Raw genomic sequence first — 15,271 nt, 5'->3', positions numbered from 1 at the left:
CGCGTCGGTGGATCAACGGCGGTGGCGGATGATCCTCGGCGGTGGACGGGCGCAGAGACGGACGAACGATGAGGGCGGGCGAACCGAGGGGGTGATCGAGTCGGCGATAGAACGGGCGAACCCCGCGGGAGCGAAAAAGCGCCGGATTCGAAAAACGTCGGGGTCGACAAGTCGTCGACGGCGTCGCGGGATCCCGCGGCCTCAGACGACGGGCTGCTCGTCGAGCACGTCCTCGTCGCGCATCTCGACCGGGTGGAGCTTCCCCCAGGTCCGGCCGATGATGTAGTACGCGGCGACGGCCGCGTAGAACGTCACGAAGGCGCCGACGACGAAGCCCAGGAGCGGGACGACGTTCAGCAGCCCGGCGACGAACCCGCCGGCGACGACGACCACGAAGGCGTACAGCCAGCCGGTCGCGTACGTGCCGGAGGTCAGCACCGGTCGGAGTTCGCCGACGGCGAAGCCCGCGCCGAGGCGGTCGTGTTCGGCGTAGTTCGCCAGCGCGGCGGGGATGACGTAGGCGGCGGCGAGGCCGAGCACGAGCGCGATCAGCGCGCCGATCAACGCGACGATCCCGCCGAAGACGCCGGCCGCGTCGGAGTTGCCCACCGACGCGCCGACGGCGCCGAAGAGCACCAGCGCGAGGCCGACGACGACGGGGACGAGGCCGTACACCGCCGCGATGACGAACCCCTTCAGGCCGTCGACGGTCATGTCGCCCCACTCCCCGAACTCGGGGGGCGTCTCGTCGCCGCGCATCGTCGAACGCAGGACGCGCAGGAGGTAGCCGATGACCGTGAAGGTCGGGACGACGAGGAAGCTCAGGAGGCTCAGGAGTCCTCCGATGAGGACCGTCTTTACCCAGTCCTCGCTGTTCCGCAGGTAGGTGATGGATTCGGTAATCATGGATGTTTCCGAGAACGTAGTCTCCGCCGGCCCGGTCGGTTTCGCTACAGCGGTAGTTCTCGCCGGACAGGTACTACCGCTGAGACGATAAGCATTTCTCCGGAGCTCCGGAAATTCGTCGATACAACGCCCGTAGCGCGAGATTATCCGTGTCAGTCCTCGACGATCTCGCTGCCGCCGGCCGGGAGGAACTCCTGGATCCGATCCGGGCTCGCCACCTTGCGGACGAACGACTGGTCGGCGAACCGCTTTCTGAACTCCCGATAGCACATCTTCGCGGCGTCGTTCTGCGCGTACCGGCCGGGTTCGAGCCGGATCGACGTCTCCGTCCGCGGTTCGACCGCCGAGGGCGGTCCGCCGAGCACCCGCGTCTCGGGCTCGCAGGCCACGCCGACCGCGACGCCGACGGCCACGTCGCGGTAGTACGTCCGGTCGCCCCGGATGACGAACCCGCCCTTCTCGACGTACTCGCCGCTCTCGGGCGTCTTCGACACCTGATCCGGCGTGACCACGTACGCGTCGCCGGCGAACCGCCCGTCCTTCCAGACCGACGAGTAGGAGACGGCGAACTGGGCGGCCTCCTCCCGGCTCCGCTCGGGGATCTCGACGTCCCGCGCGGGCTCGCTCGGTCCGGTGGCCTTAACGACCGTGACCGGCCCGCCGTGCGCCTGCGCGTGGAAGAACAGGTCGTTCGGGTTCAGGTACTTCTTCACGATCTCCTCGTTCTGATCGGCGTTGCGCCCGCCGATGACGAGAAAGCCGTCGCTCGTGCGGAACCAGCGGAACCGCTCGTACCACTGTTCGTCCCGCCGGATCGGGATCGACGACCGCGAGAGCCAGTCGACCTCCCTCGGCCCCTCGTCCTCGTCGTCCTCCCCGTCCTCGTCGTCGGCCTCCCACGCGTCGCGCCGCTTCTCGACCGCCTTCAACTCCTCGCGGGTGTCTTCGACGGCCGCGAGGGCGCCCTCCTTCTTCTCCTCGATTCGCTTCGCCTCGGTGTAGAGGCGGTCGGCGTTCTTCTCCACGCCGGTCGACGCGTCCAGGTCGATCCGGTGTCCCTCGATCTCGACCGTCACCGTCCCGGCCGATCCGTCGACGTCGACGACCGCCTCGGCCGCGGGGATCCCCCGCTCCGCGCCCGCTTCGAGCTTCTCCGCGATCTCGGCCCACGGAACCCCCTCCTCGCGCGCGCCGCGGACCGTCGAGAGGATCTCGTCGACCAGTTCGTAGTTCGCGTACAGGAGCTCGGCCTTCTCGCGTTCGGCCTGCGCCTGCTCCTCGAACCCCTCGATCGCGCCGCGCTGCTGTTCGATGATTCGCTTTTGCTTTGCGATCTGGGCCTCGAAGTCGGGGCGGTCGGCCCCGCCCTTGTCCCCGTCCTCGGAGCGGTCAAGCCGGTAGAAGTACTCGTCGAGCGCGGCGTTGAACGAGTCGAACGCGACGCTGTTGAGGTCGGCGTACTCCTCCAGGGGAAAGGGCGTCACGTCGACGACGCGACCGGCTCCGCCGCCCTCCTCGCTGCCGTCACCATCGCCGTCGCCGCCTCCGTTTCCGCTCCCACCGTCGTCTCCGCTCCCGCCCCCGTCGACGGGCGCTTCGTACACGCGGGGATCGAACTCGCCCGTCCGAAGCGGCTCCTTGAGCCGCTCGATCGCGTCGTGGAGCTTCCGGTACACCTCGCCGTCGGCGTCCTCGATGGCGAGCGTCTTCTCCACCCCGGCGCGGGTGCACACCTCCTCGGCGTACAGGCCGCCGAAGTTGAGCTGCGTCGCGAGCGTCCGCACCACGTCGGTGTCGGACTGCTCCATCTTCGCCGCGAAGGCGTCGTAGCTCACCGCGAGCGGGTTGACGCGGGAGGTGGGGAACTCGTACTGCGACCCGGGCGCGACCGTCCGCGACTTCAGGCGGACCGTCTCGAGGCTGCTCACGACCTCGCGGTTTTCGTCGAGCACGGCGACGTTGCCCTGTCCGAACAGCTCGGCGACGACGTGCGTGTCGGCGTCCTCGCGCTCGAAGTGGAACACGAGGATGCGGTCGAACTCGTACTGCTCGACCCCGGCGAAGTCCGCACCCGAGAGGCGGTTCCGCAGCATCATGGCGAAGTTCGGCGGCCGGCCGGGCGCGTCGGGGACGCGCTCGGGGGCGGCGACGTGGGCCCGCTTCACGTCCCCGACCTCGATCAGCAGTTCGACCCGACCGCGGTCGAAGTCGCGCAGCTTCAGCCGCAACAGGTCGTCGCCGTAGAGGTACGCCTTGTCGACCTTCGCGCCCTCGTAGCGGCCAAGCTCCGTGACGAGGGCGGCGAGGTCGACGCTCGAAAGCTCCCGCTTCGGGTCCATACCCCCGCCTACCCGCGGCGACGGAAAAGGCGTGTCGTTGTCGGACGGGGCGAGCGTCGTCTCACGCGCCGGTCGGCGGTGGCGAGGGGGAGTCCCCGCCGTTCACGATCCGGTCGACGATCTCGTCGATGTCCGGCGCTCGCTCCTCGTCCTCCGGTTCGTCCGATGGGTAGTGGGGAACGATGGGCATGCGCTCGCACCTCGATTCCGGATCAAACTACTGAATCCGTGAAAATAACTGTTTCCCACGGCGGCGTCGCGTCGACGGACCGCCTCGCGGGGCACCGTTCCGTCTGCGTTCGCCTCGCTTCGTCCCGTTCCGTCTGCGTTCGTCCCGTCTCGCCCCGTTCCGGCGACCCACCCCGGCGGCCCACCTCGGCGACCCGCCCTGCCGACCCGGTCCGTCGCCCGCTCAGAGCTCGTCGACGAGTTCCGACAGCGACCGAACGACCGCGTTCGGCTCGTCGGCGAAGGGGTCGTACGGCTCGTTCGACCGATTCACCCAGGCCGCACCCATCCCCGCCTCCGTCGCGCCGACCGCGTCCCAGACGTTCGACGACACGAGCCAGCACTCGGAGCGGTCGCGGCCGAGTCTGTCCGCGGCGTGGGCGTAGGCGGCCGGGTCGGGCTTGTACGTCCCCGCCCCGTCCGCGCTGATCACCTCGTCGACGTGCTCGTCGATTCCGGCGTTCGCCGCCAGCGGTTCGAGCATCTCCGGATCGCCGTTCGAGAACACCGCCGTGTCGAGACCGGCGTCCTCGATCGACGCCAGCGCGTCGAGCGTGTCGTCGAACGGATCGAGGTCGCGGTACGCTCCCATCACCGCCTCGATCTCCCCGCCGGAGAGGTCGTGACCGTAGAAGTCGAGAGCGTACTCGAGCGCGTCGACCGTCAGCTCCGAAAGCGGCCGGTAGGCGTCCATCGCGTCGGCGCGGAACATGTACTCCAGTTGCCTGTCCCGCCACGTGCGCGCGATCTCGCTCACGAGCCGGTCGGGGGCGTCCACGCGCTCGCGGAGCGTCGTCGTGACCGCCTGCGTGTCGCACAGCGTGCCGTACATGTCGAAGCAGAGTGCCTCGGGCATACCCGCGAAGTCGGGTTCCGCGCGCTTAATTACCGGCCCCGACGTCAGCGCCGCCGCCCGTCCGGACACCGCGTCAGTGAGTGTTTTACCTCCGGGCGAACAGTTCCGAGTGGATGGCAACGCTCACCGACGTTCTCGTCGTCTCGCTCCTCGCCGGCGGCGCGACCGGAATCGGCGCGCTCCCGCTCTTTGCCACCACCCGGATCAGCCACCGGATCTACGACGGCGCGCTCGGCCTCGCGGCCGGCATCATGTTCGGCGCCGCGGTGTTCGCGCTCATCCTCCCGGGGTTGGAACTCGGGTCGCTGTCCGAGGTCATCGCTGGCGTGTTCGTCGGCGGCGGGTTCCTCCTCGCGGTCAACCGCCTCGTCCCGCACCTCCACGAGGAGGTGGGCGCGGAGCGGCCGCACGGCCCCGTCGGCGACGGATCGACCGAGACGCCGCTCCGCCGGGCGCTGCTCATCGGCGGGGCGATCACGATCCACAACGTTCCGGAGGGGCTCGCGGTCGGCATCGCCTTCGCCAGCGGGCTGGAGGGCGTCGGCCTCGCCGTCGCGCTGGCGATCGCCATCCAGAACGTCCCCGACGGGTTCGCGATGGCCGTGCCCGCCGTGCAAGCCGGCGTCCCGAGGGCGAAAACCCTCCTCTACACCACGGCCTCCGGCGGGGTTCCGGAGCCGCTCGCGGCGCTCGTCGGCTTTCTCCTCGTCGAACTGGTGACCGGGGTCTTCCCGTTCGCCGCGGGGGTCGCCGCCGGCGCGATGATGGCCGTCATCTTCCGGGAGGTGATCCCGTCGAGCCACGGGCACGGCTACGCCGACCTCTCGACCCTCACGTTCGTCTCGGGCTTCGTGACGATGATGGTCGTCGACACCGTGTTCGCGGTCTGATTCGCGCTCGATCGTCGCGGACGGTAGCCGATCGCGGCCCCCTCGCTCGGATTTGCGCTCACCCGTCGCGTTCCGATCCGCGCTCGTCGTCCGCTGTCGCGTTCGTCATCGCCGTCCGCCCGGATCGGGCGACCCGTTCGGGCACAAGCCATTAGCGCGGTCCCGCTGTACGTGCTCGACGATGTGGACCGAGACGCCCGACGAACCGACGGTGAGCGTCATCGTCCCCGCGCGCGACGAGGCGGCGTACCTCCCCTCGACGCTCGCGAGCGTTCGGGCGATGGACACCGACGTCGAGTACGAACTCGTCGTCGTCGACGGCGCGAGCGAGGACGAGACGCCCGAAATCGCCGCGGCGTACGGGGCGGACGTGTACGACAACCGCGGGCGCGGGATCGGCGACGCCCGCCACCTCGGCGCTCGGCACGCGGCCGGCGACTGGTACGCGTTCGTCGACGCGGACACGGTCGTCGAACCGAACTACCTCGACGCGATGCTGTCGTTCGTCCGCGAGCGCGACCTCGTCGCCGCGTCGTCGCGCTGTCGGATGCCGGGCCTCCGGCCGGCGGTCATGGAGGCGACGATCAACCGCGTCTTCCCCCGGCTCTCGGCTCCGATCCTCCCCGGCTTCAACTTCTTCGTCGAGAGCGGCGCCTACCGCGAGGTCGGCGGCTTCCCGAACGTCCCGAACGAGGACACGGCGTTCAGCCGCCGGCTGGCGGCCTACGGGGAGACCGCCTACCACCCGGACGTGCTCGTGGAAACGTCGCCGCGGCGGATCGGGGAACTGGGGCTCACCGGAACGCTGTACCACTACCTGAAGTTGGACTGGGGACGGTACCGTGCGGACTACTGACGGCTGCCGGGGAGATCGCCCGGCGACGACGCGTCCCCGCCGTCGCCGCTCTGACCGCCCGCTCGCAGCGTCACCGTTCGCGAACTCGCTCGCGGGCGGCGCGTTCTTCGACGTTTTCGAGCGTCTCCGTTTCGAGCAGCACCTCCAGCTTTCGCTCGAACTGCGCGTCGGTCAGTTCCCCCGCGGCGTACCGTCGCCGCAGCGTTTCCAGCGGCGTCTCACTCGTCTCGTTCAATTCTGCGGGCGCGCGCGTCCCGTCCGTCTCGGCCTTCGACGATCCCCACCAGTCGCTCCACCAATCGCCGTCCCACCAGTCGTCGTCCCACCACTCCCGTCTGTCGTCATCGTCTCCGGACAGGAGGGCGACGATCGGCACGACGACGAAGTATCCGAAGAAAAGCGCCCCGAACCACCAGCTCTGGCCGGAAACGAGGGCGGCGAGCCAGAGACCGGTGACGAGAACGGACGCGATTTCGGTCGCGTTCTCGCGGAGGCGATCTGCGGGGGTGTCATCGCTCATACGGTCGGATCGCAGGGAGGAACGAAAATATATCCGCTCACGACGAGCTTTTGCGCTGCACTCCCTCGCTGCGCTCGGTCGTTCGGCAAAAGCTGGACCAAAAACCGATCTCCTAACCGTCTCGCTCGCGGTCAGAGCCGCTTGCTCACGTACGGACCGTCCTGGTAGTACCCCAGTTTGTCGCGGTAGTACCGCCGGACTCCGATGCCGGAGATGACGCTCACCTTGTCGTAGCCGGCGTCGGCGGCGAGTTCCTCGGCTTTCCGGATGAGCTTCCGGCCGTAGCCCCTGTGCTGCCAGTCGCCCTCCCCCGCGCCGATACCGGCCTCGCTGCCGTAGACGTGGAGCTCGCGGACGAGCGCGGCGTCCCGGAGCTCGCGCCGGACCGGATCGCCGGGGAACCGCAGGCGGCAGAAGCCGACGAGCAGGTCCCGCTCCGCGTCCTCGAAGCTGATGAAGTGCTCGGTGCCGCCGGCGGCCTCGTACTCCAGCACGCCCAATTCGACGTCGTCTGGGTCGGGATCCTCCTCGTTCATCCCGACCTCGCGGGCGCGGACGTCCCGGAGTTCGATCCCCTTCTCCTCGGCCCGCTTTTCGGCGAGCTGTCGGAGGTTCGACTTCCAGACCCCGGCGTCGATGAAGTCCGCGGGGATGTCGCGCTGGACGCGCTGGAGGCGGGTGTACTTCGGGATCATCCCCATCACCTCCGCGACGAGGTCGGCCGCCTCCTCGTTCGTGAGCGGCTCGTACTCGTCGCGCCGCCACATGTCGTAGACGCGCGTCCCGCGGACGACGAGCGTCGGGTAGATCTTCAGGTAGTCGGGCCGCCAGTCGGGGTTCTCGAACAGCTGGCGGAAGTCCTCGACGCACATCTCCCTCGTCATGCCCGGCTGGCCCGGCATCATGTGGAAGCCGACCTTGAACGCCGCGTCGCGCAGGCGGCGGTTCGCGTCCTTCGACGCGCGGTTGCCGTGTCCGCGGTGCATCTCGCGGTTGATGCGCTCGTAGGTGGTCTGCACCCCGACCTCGACCTTCGTGGCGCCGAGGTCGAGCATCCGGTCGATCTGCTCGGGGTCGCACCAGTCGGGCTTCGTCTCGAACGTCGTCCCGACGTTGCGCACGTCGGCCGTCTCGTTCTCGGCGATCACGTCCTCCAGGTAGCGGAACTCGACCTCCTCCGGATCCGGCTTGAAGCTCCGATCCTCGGCCGGGTCTGGCTCCGCCGAGAGGTCGTAGTCGTTCATCGCCTCCAGCGCTCGCTTCACGAACCACTCCTGGTAGTCGTGGCTCCTGGCGGTCATCGTCCCGCCCATGAGGATGAGCTCGACCTTGTCCACGGGGTGGCCGATGTGTCGCAGCTGTTCGAGCCGGAGCGTCACCTGCCCGTAGGGGTCGTAATCGTTCTGGACGCCCCGCGCAGCGGCCGGCTCGTGGCCGGTGTAGCTCTGCGAGGAGGGGAACTCCGAGGCCGGGCCGCCGGGGCAGTACAGACACTTCCCGTGGGGGCACATGTGCGGGCTCGTCATGATCGCCACCGGCGAGACGCCGGAGGCGGTCCGGACGGGCTTTCGGCGGACGACCTCCTTCACGTCGTCGCGGTGGGCGTCGGGCGCGTGCTTCAGGATGTCCGCGTTCTTCGGCACTTTCGGCGCGGAGAACTCCGAGCACACCTTCAGCTTCTCCGATTCGAGGTCGTCGCGACCGACCTCGCCCGCGACGATGCGCTCGGCGAGCTCCTCGCACACCGCCGCGAAGGCGTCGGTCTCCGCGCTCTCGGCGGCGTCCGAGCTCATCCTATCGGAACACCTCCGGTGCGGCGACGCGGGTCATTGGAGGGAGTTCGTGCGCTTTCGGGGTTAAGGGTGTCGCTCCGCGACCTCGGAACCGACCCGTTCGGAGGGCGAACGACGGGGACCCCGACGCCGAACCGCAATCCGGAGGACGTCGACCGCCTCAGTGCCCCTCCTCGACCGCGACCGCCTCGTCGACGGCGGCGGTCTGGCCGATCGCGGGGATCCCGTCGACGACCGCCTGGTCGACCTCGGACGCCCCGTCGGCGACGCCGCCGCGGGTCGCGAACGCCAGTCCGACGGCGCACGCGAAGGAGGCCACGCCGGTCGCCAGGAGCAGCGCGGGGTAGCCGGTCGTCGCGGCGAGGCCGGCGAACGCGACCGGCCCGGCGGACCGGCCGAGGAACGTCGTGCTGTTGCGGAGGCTCAGCGCGCCCGCGCGGTAGGTGCCCGAGACGGCGTCGGACACTTCCGCGTCGACGCAGGGGAGGACGAGCCCCACGCCGGCACCGACGGGGAGCATCGCCAGGCTGACGGCGAGCGGCGACGGCGCGAGCCACGCGCCGAGGAACCCGACGCCGTAGCAGGCGAACCCGGCGGCGACGAGGCCGCCGTTCGAAAAGCGCCTCGCGAGGCGACCGTTGATCATCGAGACGGCGATCGACGACGCCTCGGCCGTCGTGATGACGACGCCGATGAGCACCGGCGCGAGGGCGTACTCGGCTTCGAGGAGGAACGGCAACACCGTCAGCACCGCCCCGAACAGCAGGAACTCGACGGCGAACGTCGCCGCGTACATCGTCAGGACCGCCGGCTCGGCGACGGCGCGAGCGGCCCCGCGGAGGTACGCGAGGTCGATCCGCACCTCCGCGCCGTCGCGCTCCGGTTCGTCGAGGAGGGCGAACGCCGCGGCGGCGAGCGGGACGGCCGCGAAGTACGCGAGGAACGGGACGTTCCACGCGACGGCGACGAGCGCGCCCCCGAGGATGGGGAACGCCGCGGCGCCCGCAGAGAGGACGGCGTTGTTCGCGCCCAGGACGGCGTTGCGCTGGACGCCGTCGAAGACGTCGCCGATGAGCGTGATCGTCGAGATGAAGATCCCGGCGGAGGCGACGCCGCCGATCGCGCGCAGCGCGAGGACGGCCTCGAACGTCGGCGCGAACGCCGCCGCGCCGCCCGTCAGGCCGAAGGCGGCGAGGCTCCACACGAGGACGCGCTTGCGCCCGAGGCGGTCGGCGAGTGCGCCGATGAACGGCGAGAGGACGATCCCCGCGACGAAGTACGAACTGATGAGCAGGCTGGCGGTCGCGTCGGTTACGCCGAACGTGTCGCGGATGACCGGCAGGGCCGGGCTGACCAGCGGGACGCCGAGCGGCGCGAGCGCCGTGCTCAGGAGGACGATCTGAACCGCGGGCGATCGCCACGGAACGCCGGTCGACTCGGGGGTTTCGTCCGCGGTGGTGGTAGCGGTCATCGACGCCACCTCACGGCTCCAGGCGGTAGAACCGCCAGAAGTAGTTCTCGATCGGCAGGACTTCGACGGAGCCGAACCCCGCTTCCTCGGCGTACGACCGGAACGTGTCGGTCCGCATGATCGTCCCCGTCTCGGCCGACGGTTCGTCCGCGCGACCGACCGGGAGGCAGTGGAGGATGCTCGCGCCGTACAGGAACCGTTCGACGTCGCTCCCCTCGGCGGTGAACGCGTCGCCGACCCGCTCGTCCATGACGAGCGCCGCGCCGCCGTCGGTCAACAGCCGGCGCATCGTCCGCAGCGCGCCGACGGGGTCGGCCATGTCGTGAATGCACTCGAACGCCGTCACCAGGTTGTAGGACCGAGCGGCAGCGTCGCCGCGAGAGTCGTACGTCCCTTCGAGGGTCGGATCGCTGGCATCTCTGACCTCGAAACCGACGCGGTCGGCCACGCCGTACGCCTCGGCGTTTCGGCGCGCCGCTTCGACGGACGCCTCGTCGAGGTCGTACCCGTCGACCCGGACGTTCGGGTACGATCGGGCGATTCCGATGCTGGACCAGCCGTGGCCGCAGCCGACGTCCGCGATCCGAGCCGGCGGGTCGGCCCTGAGCCGCGCGTCGATGTCCGGAATCGACGGGAGCCACTCCTCGCCGAGCAGGCGGAGGAACGAGGGGCGGTTCATCGCCGCCTGCCCCTCGTGGAGGTCCGAGCCGTAGGCCGCGTACGGGACGCCCGCACCCGTCCGGTACGCCTCGACGACGTCGGGAAGCGGCGCGACGGCCCCGGCGAGGAGGCGCCCCAGCGGCGCCAGGTAGTACAGGCTGTCGCGGTCGGTCAGGACCTCGACGTGAGCCTCGGGCACCGAGTACCGCCGCTCGGTCGCCGCCGCCGCCTCGTCGTCGACGCCGAGAACGCCGGAGACGGTCTGCGCTTCGAGCCACTCGCGGACGTACCGCTCGTCCGTGCCGGTCCGCGCGGCCAGTTCGGCCGACGTGCAACGACCCGCTTCGACGAGGGCGTCGTACAGTCCCAACCGCTCGCCGAGGTACACGCCGAACACCGTCACGGTGTCGGTGGCCGCGTCGAGGAGGCGGCCGGCGAACGCCTCGGTTTCAGGGGCCGGTTCGTCTATCGTCGTCGTCTCTCCCATGGGAGGGGGGACGCTCCGGCGGCGTCTATAGTTAATTTCTGAGACCGATAGCAGGCAACGATCAGTCGGCTGCGGAGTGAGACGTGTCTCACTCCGTGAGACAACCGTTATCGTGCGACGCAGCATCACCTCTAGCGGGACGCGGAGAGGGGAGTGTCAAAAGCGATGAACCGATCACACATCTTCGACGAGCTGGTTCGCAACTCGCTCGACCTATGGCGGACCGCGGAACCGGACGACGATCCCGACGATCGAATCGAGACGGACGAGCTGTTGGCGATCGTCCGCCACGGACCGCTCTTGGAGGCGCTGATGGGCGGCCCCCTGGACCGCCGCGACATCGAAGAGCGGCTGGACGTCTCGCGAGCGACCAGCCACCGGTTCACCCGCTGGCTGGAGGACCTCAGGTTCGCCGAGCGCCGCGACGGATCGTTCGAACTCACCGGGGAGGGGCAGATCGTCGCCGAGGAGTTGCGCCGGTTCGAACGGAACGTGCGCGCCGCCCGCCGGCTCGCTCCCCTGCTGGACAGTATCTGCCCGGATCACCAGGAGTTCGTCGTCGAACCGTTCGCCGACGCCGTGGTCACGACCGCGGCCCCCGGCGATCCGTACCGACCCGTGACGCGGTTCCTGTCACTCCTCCGCGACAGCGGATCGTTCCGGGGGTTCAACACGACGCACATGGTGCCGCCGATCGTCGAGGAGTTCCGCGGCCGGCTGTTCGAGGGGACCGACGCGGAGCTCATCTACCTCCCCGACGCCGCCGAGACGCTCCTCTCCTCGGATCGCGAGCGAACCCGGGCGGCGATCGAACGCGGCGACCTCACGCTCCGCACCCGCGAGGCGCTCCCGTACGGGCTCGCCATCTTCGACGACCGGGTCGGCATCGGCGGCTACGACGAGGAGACGGGGGCGATGCGGGTGTTCGTCGACACGGACGACGCGATCGCCCGCGAGTGGGCAGAACGGGTGTACGCGACCTACCGGGCCGACTCGGAGCCCCTCGTCGCGTGAGGCGCCGCCGTATCCGTCCGGACGCGTCGCCCGCCGGTGCCGGAGAACGGATCCCGTTAGAACGGGAGCGATTCCTCTCGTCGTCGAGAGCGGCGCGTCCCCGGCCGGGGACAGAACGGCGGGTTTTCAGTCGAACTGCTCGGCGGCCGCCTCGACGACCGCGTCCGTCGCCGCCTCGCGCGCGCCGGAGAGGAACTCGATGCGCCCCTCGCGGACGCTGGCGACGGACACGTCCGCCCGGGGTGCCCGTTCGCGGGCCGTGGCGGCGACCGCGCGCACGTCGAGGTCGCCGGTGCTCCGGAGGTACAGTTCGTCCATCGCGACGCCGACCGTCACGAAGCGGCCGTCGCCGTCGCGGTTGCGGCGGTGGAGCTCCTCCAGGAGGAGCGCCTTCGGCGGGAAGTCGAAGCGGTGGGTGAACGCGTCGGTGTCGAGCACGGCGAACCGAACGCCGCCCTCCTCCCGGCGTTCGAGGTTCGCCTCCGCGGTTTCGACCTCGTCGTCGAGCTTCACGCGGAACTGCTCGCTGATGTGGTTGGCGAGCCCGCGGCCGGCGGACCGCTCGCCGCCCGCGTCCGCGGACGCGTCGTCCCCGAACAGCAGGTCGGCGATGAGTTCGCGCTTGTCCTGGTAGGACTGGTAGTACGCCTCCAGCGCGATCGCCTCGCGGAGGCGGGCGACGCGCTCCTCGTCGTAGCCCGCCTCGGCCGCGAGATCGAGGTAGGCCTCGGGCGCGCCCTCCCAGTAGCTGACGGCGGGGAGGTGCGCGAGGTCGTCGCGCACGTCCTCGTTGACGGCGGCCGCGAGGTTGGCGGCCAGCGCGCCCGTCGAGAGGTCGGACGCGTCGACGCCGTCGAGGCCGGGACTGACGAGCACCTCGGCGTCCGATTCGACCGCCGCGTCGGCGGTCTCGGCGTCGACGACGACGCGCTTCGCGCCGTAGACGCCGAGCAGGCCGAGCCCGTCGCTCGATTCGACGGTGCTCCCCGTCCCGAGAAGCAGGACGAGCGGGAGCTTCTCGCCGTGGCGCTCCCGATCCTGGAGCATGCGCGTCACGTCGTTCGTCGCGTCGTCCATGCCGTACACCGCGCCGTCGAGCGGCCGGCGGGCGAAGTAGTGGTACTCGGCGTCGCTCTTCGCGTACTCCTCGCGGATGAGCGGCAGCACCGCGCGTTCGACGGCCGCGCCGGCGACGTAGCCGTCGGCGGTCGCGGCGTGCCTGACGACGATCGGCCGGGATTCGAGCACCGCCCGACGGACGGCCTCGGCGGCGTCGAGCAGGCGCTCGGAGATCGCCTCGACGGGTTCGTGCGGCGCGAGCGGCATCACGGCCTCGGGCCGCGCGCGATCCGTGAGCGCGTCCGCGAGGCGGCGCTGTACGGTTTCGGCCTCCGCGCCGTCGAGTTCGACGAGCGCCTCGGTCTCGACCTGAATCTCGTTGCGGCGGAGTTCGACTTCGCCGTCCAGGCGGACGGCGTCGCCGACTTCGATCTCGGGGTACGCCCGGACGCCCGCCTCGACGAACGCCGCGCAGTCGACGACTCCCGTCTCGTCGCGGAGTTCGAACACCGTCGGCCCGCCCGTCTGGCGCGCGCTCACGACCTCGCCCTCGATGCGGACCTGCTGGCCGACCCGGTCGGAGAGCGACTGGATCTCGATCCGCTCGGGCTCCGAGACCGGCTCGGAGCCGTCGGTGACGCGCTTTCTCTCCTCCGACGCCGATCCGCCGGATTCGCTCGATCCGCCGGCCCCGACGGAATCGGATTCGTCACCCGCCGTCGACTCCGCCGCTTCGCCGTCGTTTCCTGCTTTGCCGTCGCCTCCTGCTTCGCCGTCGCCTCCTGCTTCGCCTTCGTCCTCCGCTTCGCCGTCGCCTTCCGTCTCGTCCACGTCGCGGTCGCCCTCGGCGCCCTGTACGAGCGCGCCGCGGAACTCGCGCTCGGACTGGCGGATCGACCAGCCGAGGTCGATGTTACCGTTCTTCCGGACGTTCTTCACCTGGACGTACACCGTGTCGCCCGGCTCCCAGTCGAGGCTCTCCAGCCGGCGGTCGAGCTCGCTCCGGTGGAGCAGGCCGGTGACCCCGGGCGCGAGGTCGACGAACACGCCGAAGTCGGCGTACCCGTCGACGACGCCGCTGTAGAAGCGGCCGGGGATCAGTTGGTCGGGGCTGTCGCCGCGGAACTCGAAGACGACGTCCTCCTCGTGACTCTCACAGATTCTCCCGTCGACGTCCGTACCGCAAATGATACACGAACCCATTTGAGCGGACAGAATGCCCCCGGACTAAAACTGTTGTCGAAAGTCCGCTGCCGGAAAACGCCCTTGCGCCGAGTCACCCCGGCGCTCCGGACGCGCTACTCGAACACCGGCCCTTCGTCGCGCAGTCTGTCGATATCTTCGACGAGCGACTCCGCCGCGTCGGGGTCGAGCGCCACCTCGACCTCGTTTCCCTCGCCGTCGGCGAACGCGAGCTTCACCTGGCTGTCGCCGAAGGCGCGCGCGCCGGCCGTCTCGACGTGGTACAGCTTCGCAGTCGCGGCCGTCGTCGCCGTGCCGACGTGCTTTACCGTCCCGTCCTTGAGTTCGAACATCAGGTCGTCGAGGTCGAGCGTGAGCATCGTCCGGGGGTACGCCCTCCCGGCTAAATAACGTACCACTGCCGGAGGAGGTGCGCGATCGCGCCGAACCCGCGGAAGCCGTAGCCGAACACGAGCGCCGACGGGAGGGCCGACGCGAGCGCCGCGCGCGCCAGCGTCGTCCGGTGAACCACGCTCAGCCCCACCGCGAGCAGCACCGCGCCGTAGACCGCACACAGCGCGCGGAGCTCCGGGATCGGAATGCCGGCGAGGGCGCACGGCGCGGCCGCGTAGGCGACGGTCTGCACCGTTTCGCTCACGCCGGCGCGGTCCCGGACGGCGAGAATCAAAAGCGCCGTCTGGAGCGCGGCGGTCAGGTGGAGCACCGCCGGCGCGACGATGAGCGCGACGAGCAGGAGCGCGAGAAACGCGGACAGGCCCGGGCCGACCCCGATCGCGGGGATCTCGCTCGGCGAGAAGGCGAACAGCCCGCCGACGAAACAGAGCGCGACCGCGACGCCGAACACGAGGCCGGGGGCCTGATCGCCGGGGGCGACGCCGTTGCGGAAGAACCGGCGCGGGCGGACGAGCACCTCGACCCAGGCCCAGGCGAGCCCGCGCGCCCCGCGGTCCCGCCCGCCCCGGGGGTTTTCGACCCACGTTGTCACGGTC

Annotated in this window: 14 protein-coding genes; 3 read left to right on the top strand and 11 right to left on the bottom strand. The window is 70.2% G+C overall.

The genetic code is table 11. The annotated features are described in order from the left end of the window. Nucleotides 1-201: 201 nt before the first annotated feature. The 4 genes from CNO20_RS19585 to CNO20_RS19575 form a co-directional block, all read right to left on the bottom strand. Nucleotides 202-906, bottom strand: a complete 705-nt coding sequence (locus CNO20_RS19585; RefSeq protein WP_101297905.1) for a DUF4013 domain-containing protein — start codon at nucleotides 904-906, stop codon at nucleotides 202-204. Nucleotides 907-1,058: 152 nt separating this feature from the next. Further along, complete coding sequence (gene rqcH / locus CNO20_RS19580; RefSeq protein ID WP_101297904.1) at nucleotides 1,059-3,245, bottom strand: ribosome rescue protein RqcH; 2,187 nt, start codon at nucleotides 3,243-3,245, stop codon at nucleotides 1,059-1,061. Nucleotides 3,246-3,306: 61 nt separating this feature from the next. Next, nucleotides 3,307-3,435: a hypothetical protein gene (locus CNO20_RS24180; protein ID WP_269844163.1), complete on the bottom strand. Its 129-nt coding sequence runs from the start codon at nucleotides 3,433-3,435 to the stop codon at nucleotides 3,307-3,309. A gap of 222 nt (nucleotides 3,436-3,657) precedes the next feature. After that, nucleotides 3,658-4,329: a haloacid dehalogenase type II gene (locus CNO20_RS19575; protein WP_101297903.1), complete on the bottom strand. Its 672-nt coding sequence runs from the start codon at nucleotides 4,327-4,329 to the stop codon at nucleotides 3,658-3,660. Nucleotides 4,330-4,442: 113 nt separating this feature from the next. On the opposite strand from CNO20_RS19575, the gene CNO20_RS19570 reads away from it, so the two are divergent. Continuing rightward, entirely contained in the window at nucleotides 4,443-5,219 is a 777-nt protein-coding gene (locus CNO20_RS19570) for a ZIP family metal transporter (protein WP_101297902.1), read from the top strand. Between the two features lie 181 nt (nucleotides 5,220-5,400). After that, nucleotides 5,401-6,075 (top strand): glycosyltransferase family 2 protein, encoded by a 675-nt coding sequence (locus tag CNO20_RS19565; RefSeq protein ID WP_101297901.1) that lies wholly within the window; start codon nucleotides 5,401-5,403, stop codon nucleotides 6,073-6,075. A 70-nt stretch (nucleotides 6,076-6,145) separates the two neighbouring features. On the opposite strand, the gene CNO20_RS19560 is transcribed toward CNO20_RS19565, so the two are convergent. The 4 genes from CNO20_RS19560 to CNO20_RS19545 form a co-directional block, all read right to left on the bottom strand. Beyond that, the gene (locus tag CNO20_RS19560) at nucleotides 6,146-6,595 is read right to left on the bottom strand and encodes an SHOCT domain-containing protein (protein WP_101297900.1); all 450 of its coding nucleotides are present in this window, start codon (nucleotides 6,593-6,595) and stop codon (nucleotides 6,146-6,148) included. Nucleotides 6,596-6,726: 131 nt separating this feature from the next. After that, on the bottom strand, nucleotides 6,727-8,388 hold the full coding sequence (locus CNO20_RS19555; RefSeq protein WP_101297899.1) for a tRNA uridine(34) 5-carboxymethylaminomethyl modification radical SAM/GNAT enzyme Elp3: 1,662 nt from the start codon (nucleotides 8,386-8,388) through the stop codon (nucleotides 6,727-6,729). Between the two features lie 160 nt (nucleotides 8,389-8,548). Then, entirely contained in the window at nucleotides 8,549-9,859 is a 1,311-nt protein-coding gene (locus tag CNO20_RS19550; RefSeq protein ID WP_101298003.1) for an MFS transporter, read from the bottom strand. Between the two features lie 10 nt (nucleotides 9,860-9,869). After that, nucleotides 9,870-11,006, bottom strand: a complete 1,137-nt coding sequence (locus CNO20_RS19545; RefSeq protein WP_101297898.1) for a class I SAM-dependent methyltransferase — start codon at nucleotides 11,004-11,006, stop codon at nucleotides 9,870-9,872. A 165-nt stretch (nucleotides 11,007-11,171) separates the two neighbouring features. On the opposite strand from CNO20_RS19545, the gene CNO20_RS19540 reads away from it, so the two are divergent. Beyond that, nucleotides 11,172-12,020 carry a helix-turn-helix transcriptional regulator gene (locus CNO20_RS19540; RefSeq protein WP_199174935.1) on the top strand — a complete coding sequence of 283 codons (849 nt, stop codon included), beginning with the start codon at nucleotides 11,172-11,174 and terminating at the stop codon, nucleotides 12,018-12,020. Nucleotides 12,021-12,146: 126 nt separating this feature from the next. Here CNO20_RS19540 and CNO20_RS19535 read toward each other — a convergent pair whose 3' ends face one another. From CNO20_RS19535 to CNO20_RS19525, 3 genes are all read right to left on the bottom strand, one after another. Next, nucleotides 12,147-14,282: a DHH family phosphoesterase gene (locus CNO20_RS19535; RefSeq protein WP_101297897.1), complete on the bottom strand. Its 2,136-nt coding sequence runs from the start codon at nucleotides 14,280-14,282 to the stop codon at nucleotides 12,147-12,149. Nucleotides 14,283-14,377: 95 nt separating this feature from the next. Then, a complete protein-coding gene (locus CNO20_RS19530; protein WP_101297896.1) occupies nucleotides 14,378-14,641 on the bottom strand; it encodes a hypothetical protein in 264 nt (87 codons plus the stop codon). A 23-nt stretch (nucleotides 14,642-14,664) separates the two neighbouring features. Beyond that, nucleotides 14,665-15,267 carry a YIP1 family protein gene (locus CNO20_RS19525; RefSeq protein WP_101297895.1) on the bottom strand — a complete coding sequence of 201 codons (603 nt, stop codon included), beginning with the start codon at nucleotides 15,265-15,267 and terminating at the stop codon, nucleotides 14,665-14,667. Nucleotides 15,268-15,271: the final 4 nt, after the last annotated feature.

It is taken from the genome of Halegenticoccus soli (assembly GCF_002844195.1).
Taxonomy (GTDB): domain Archaea; phylum Halobacteriota; class Halobacteria; order Halobacteriales; family Haloferacaceae; genus Halegenticoccus; species Halegenticoccus soli.
This window is presented reverse-complemented; position numbering and strand designations above follow the sequence as displayed.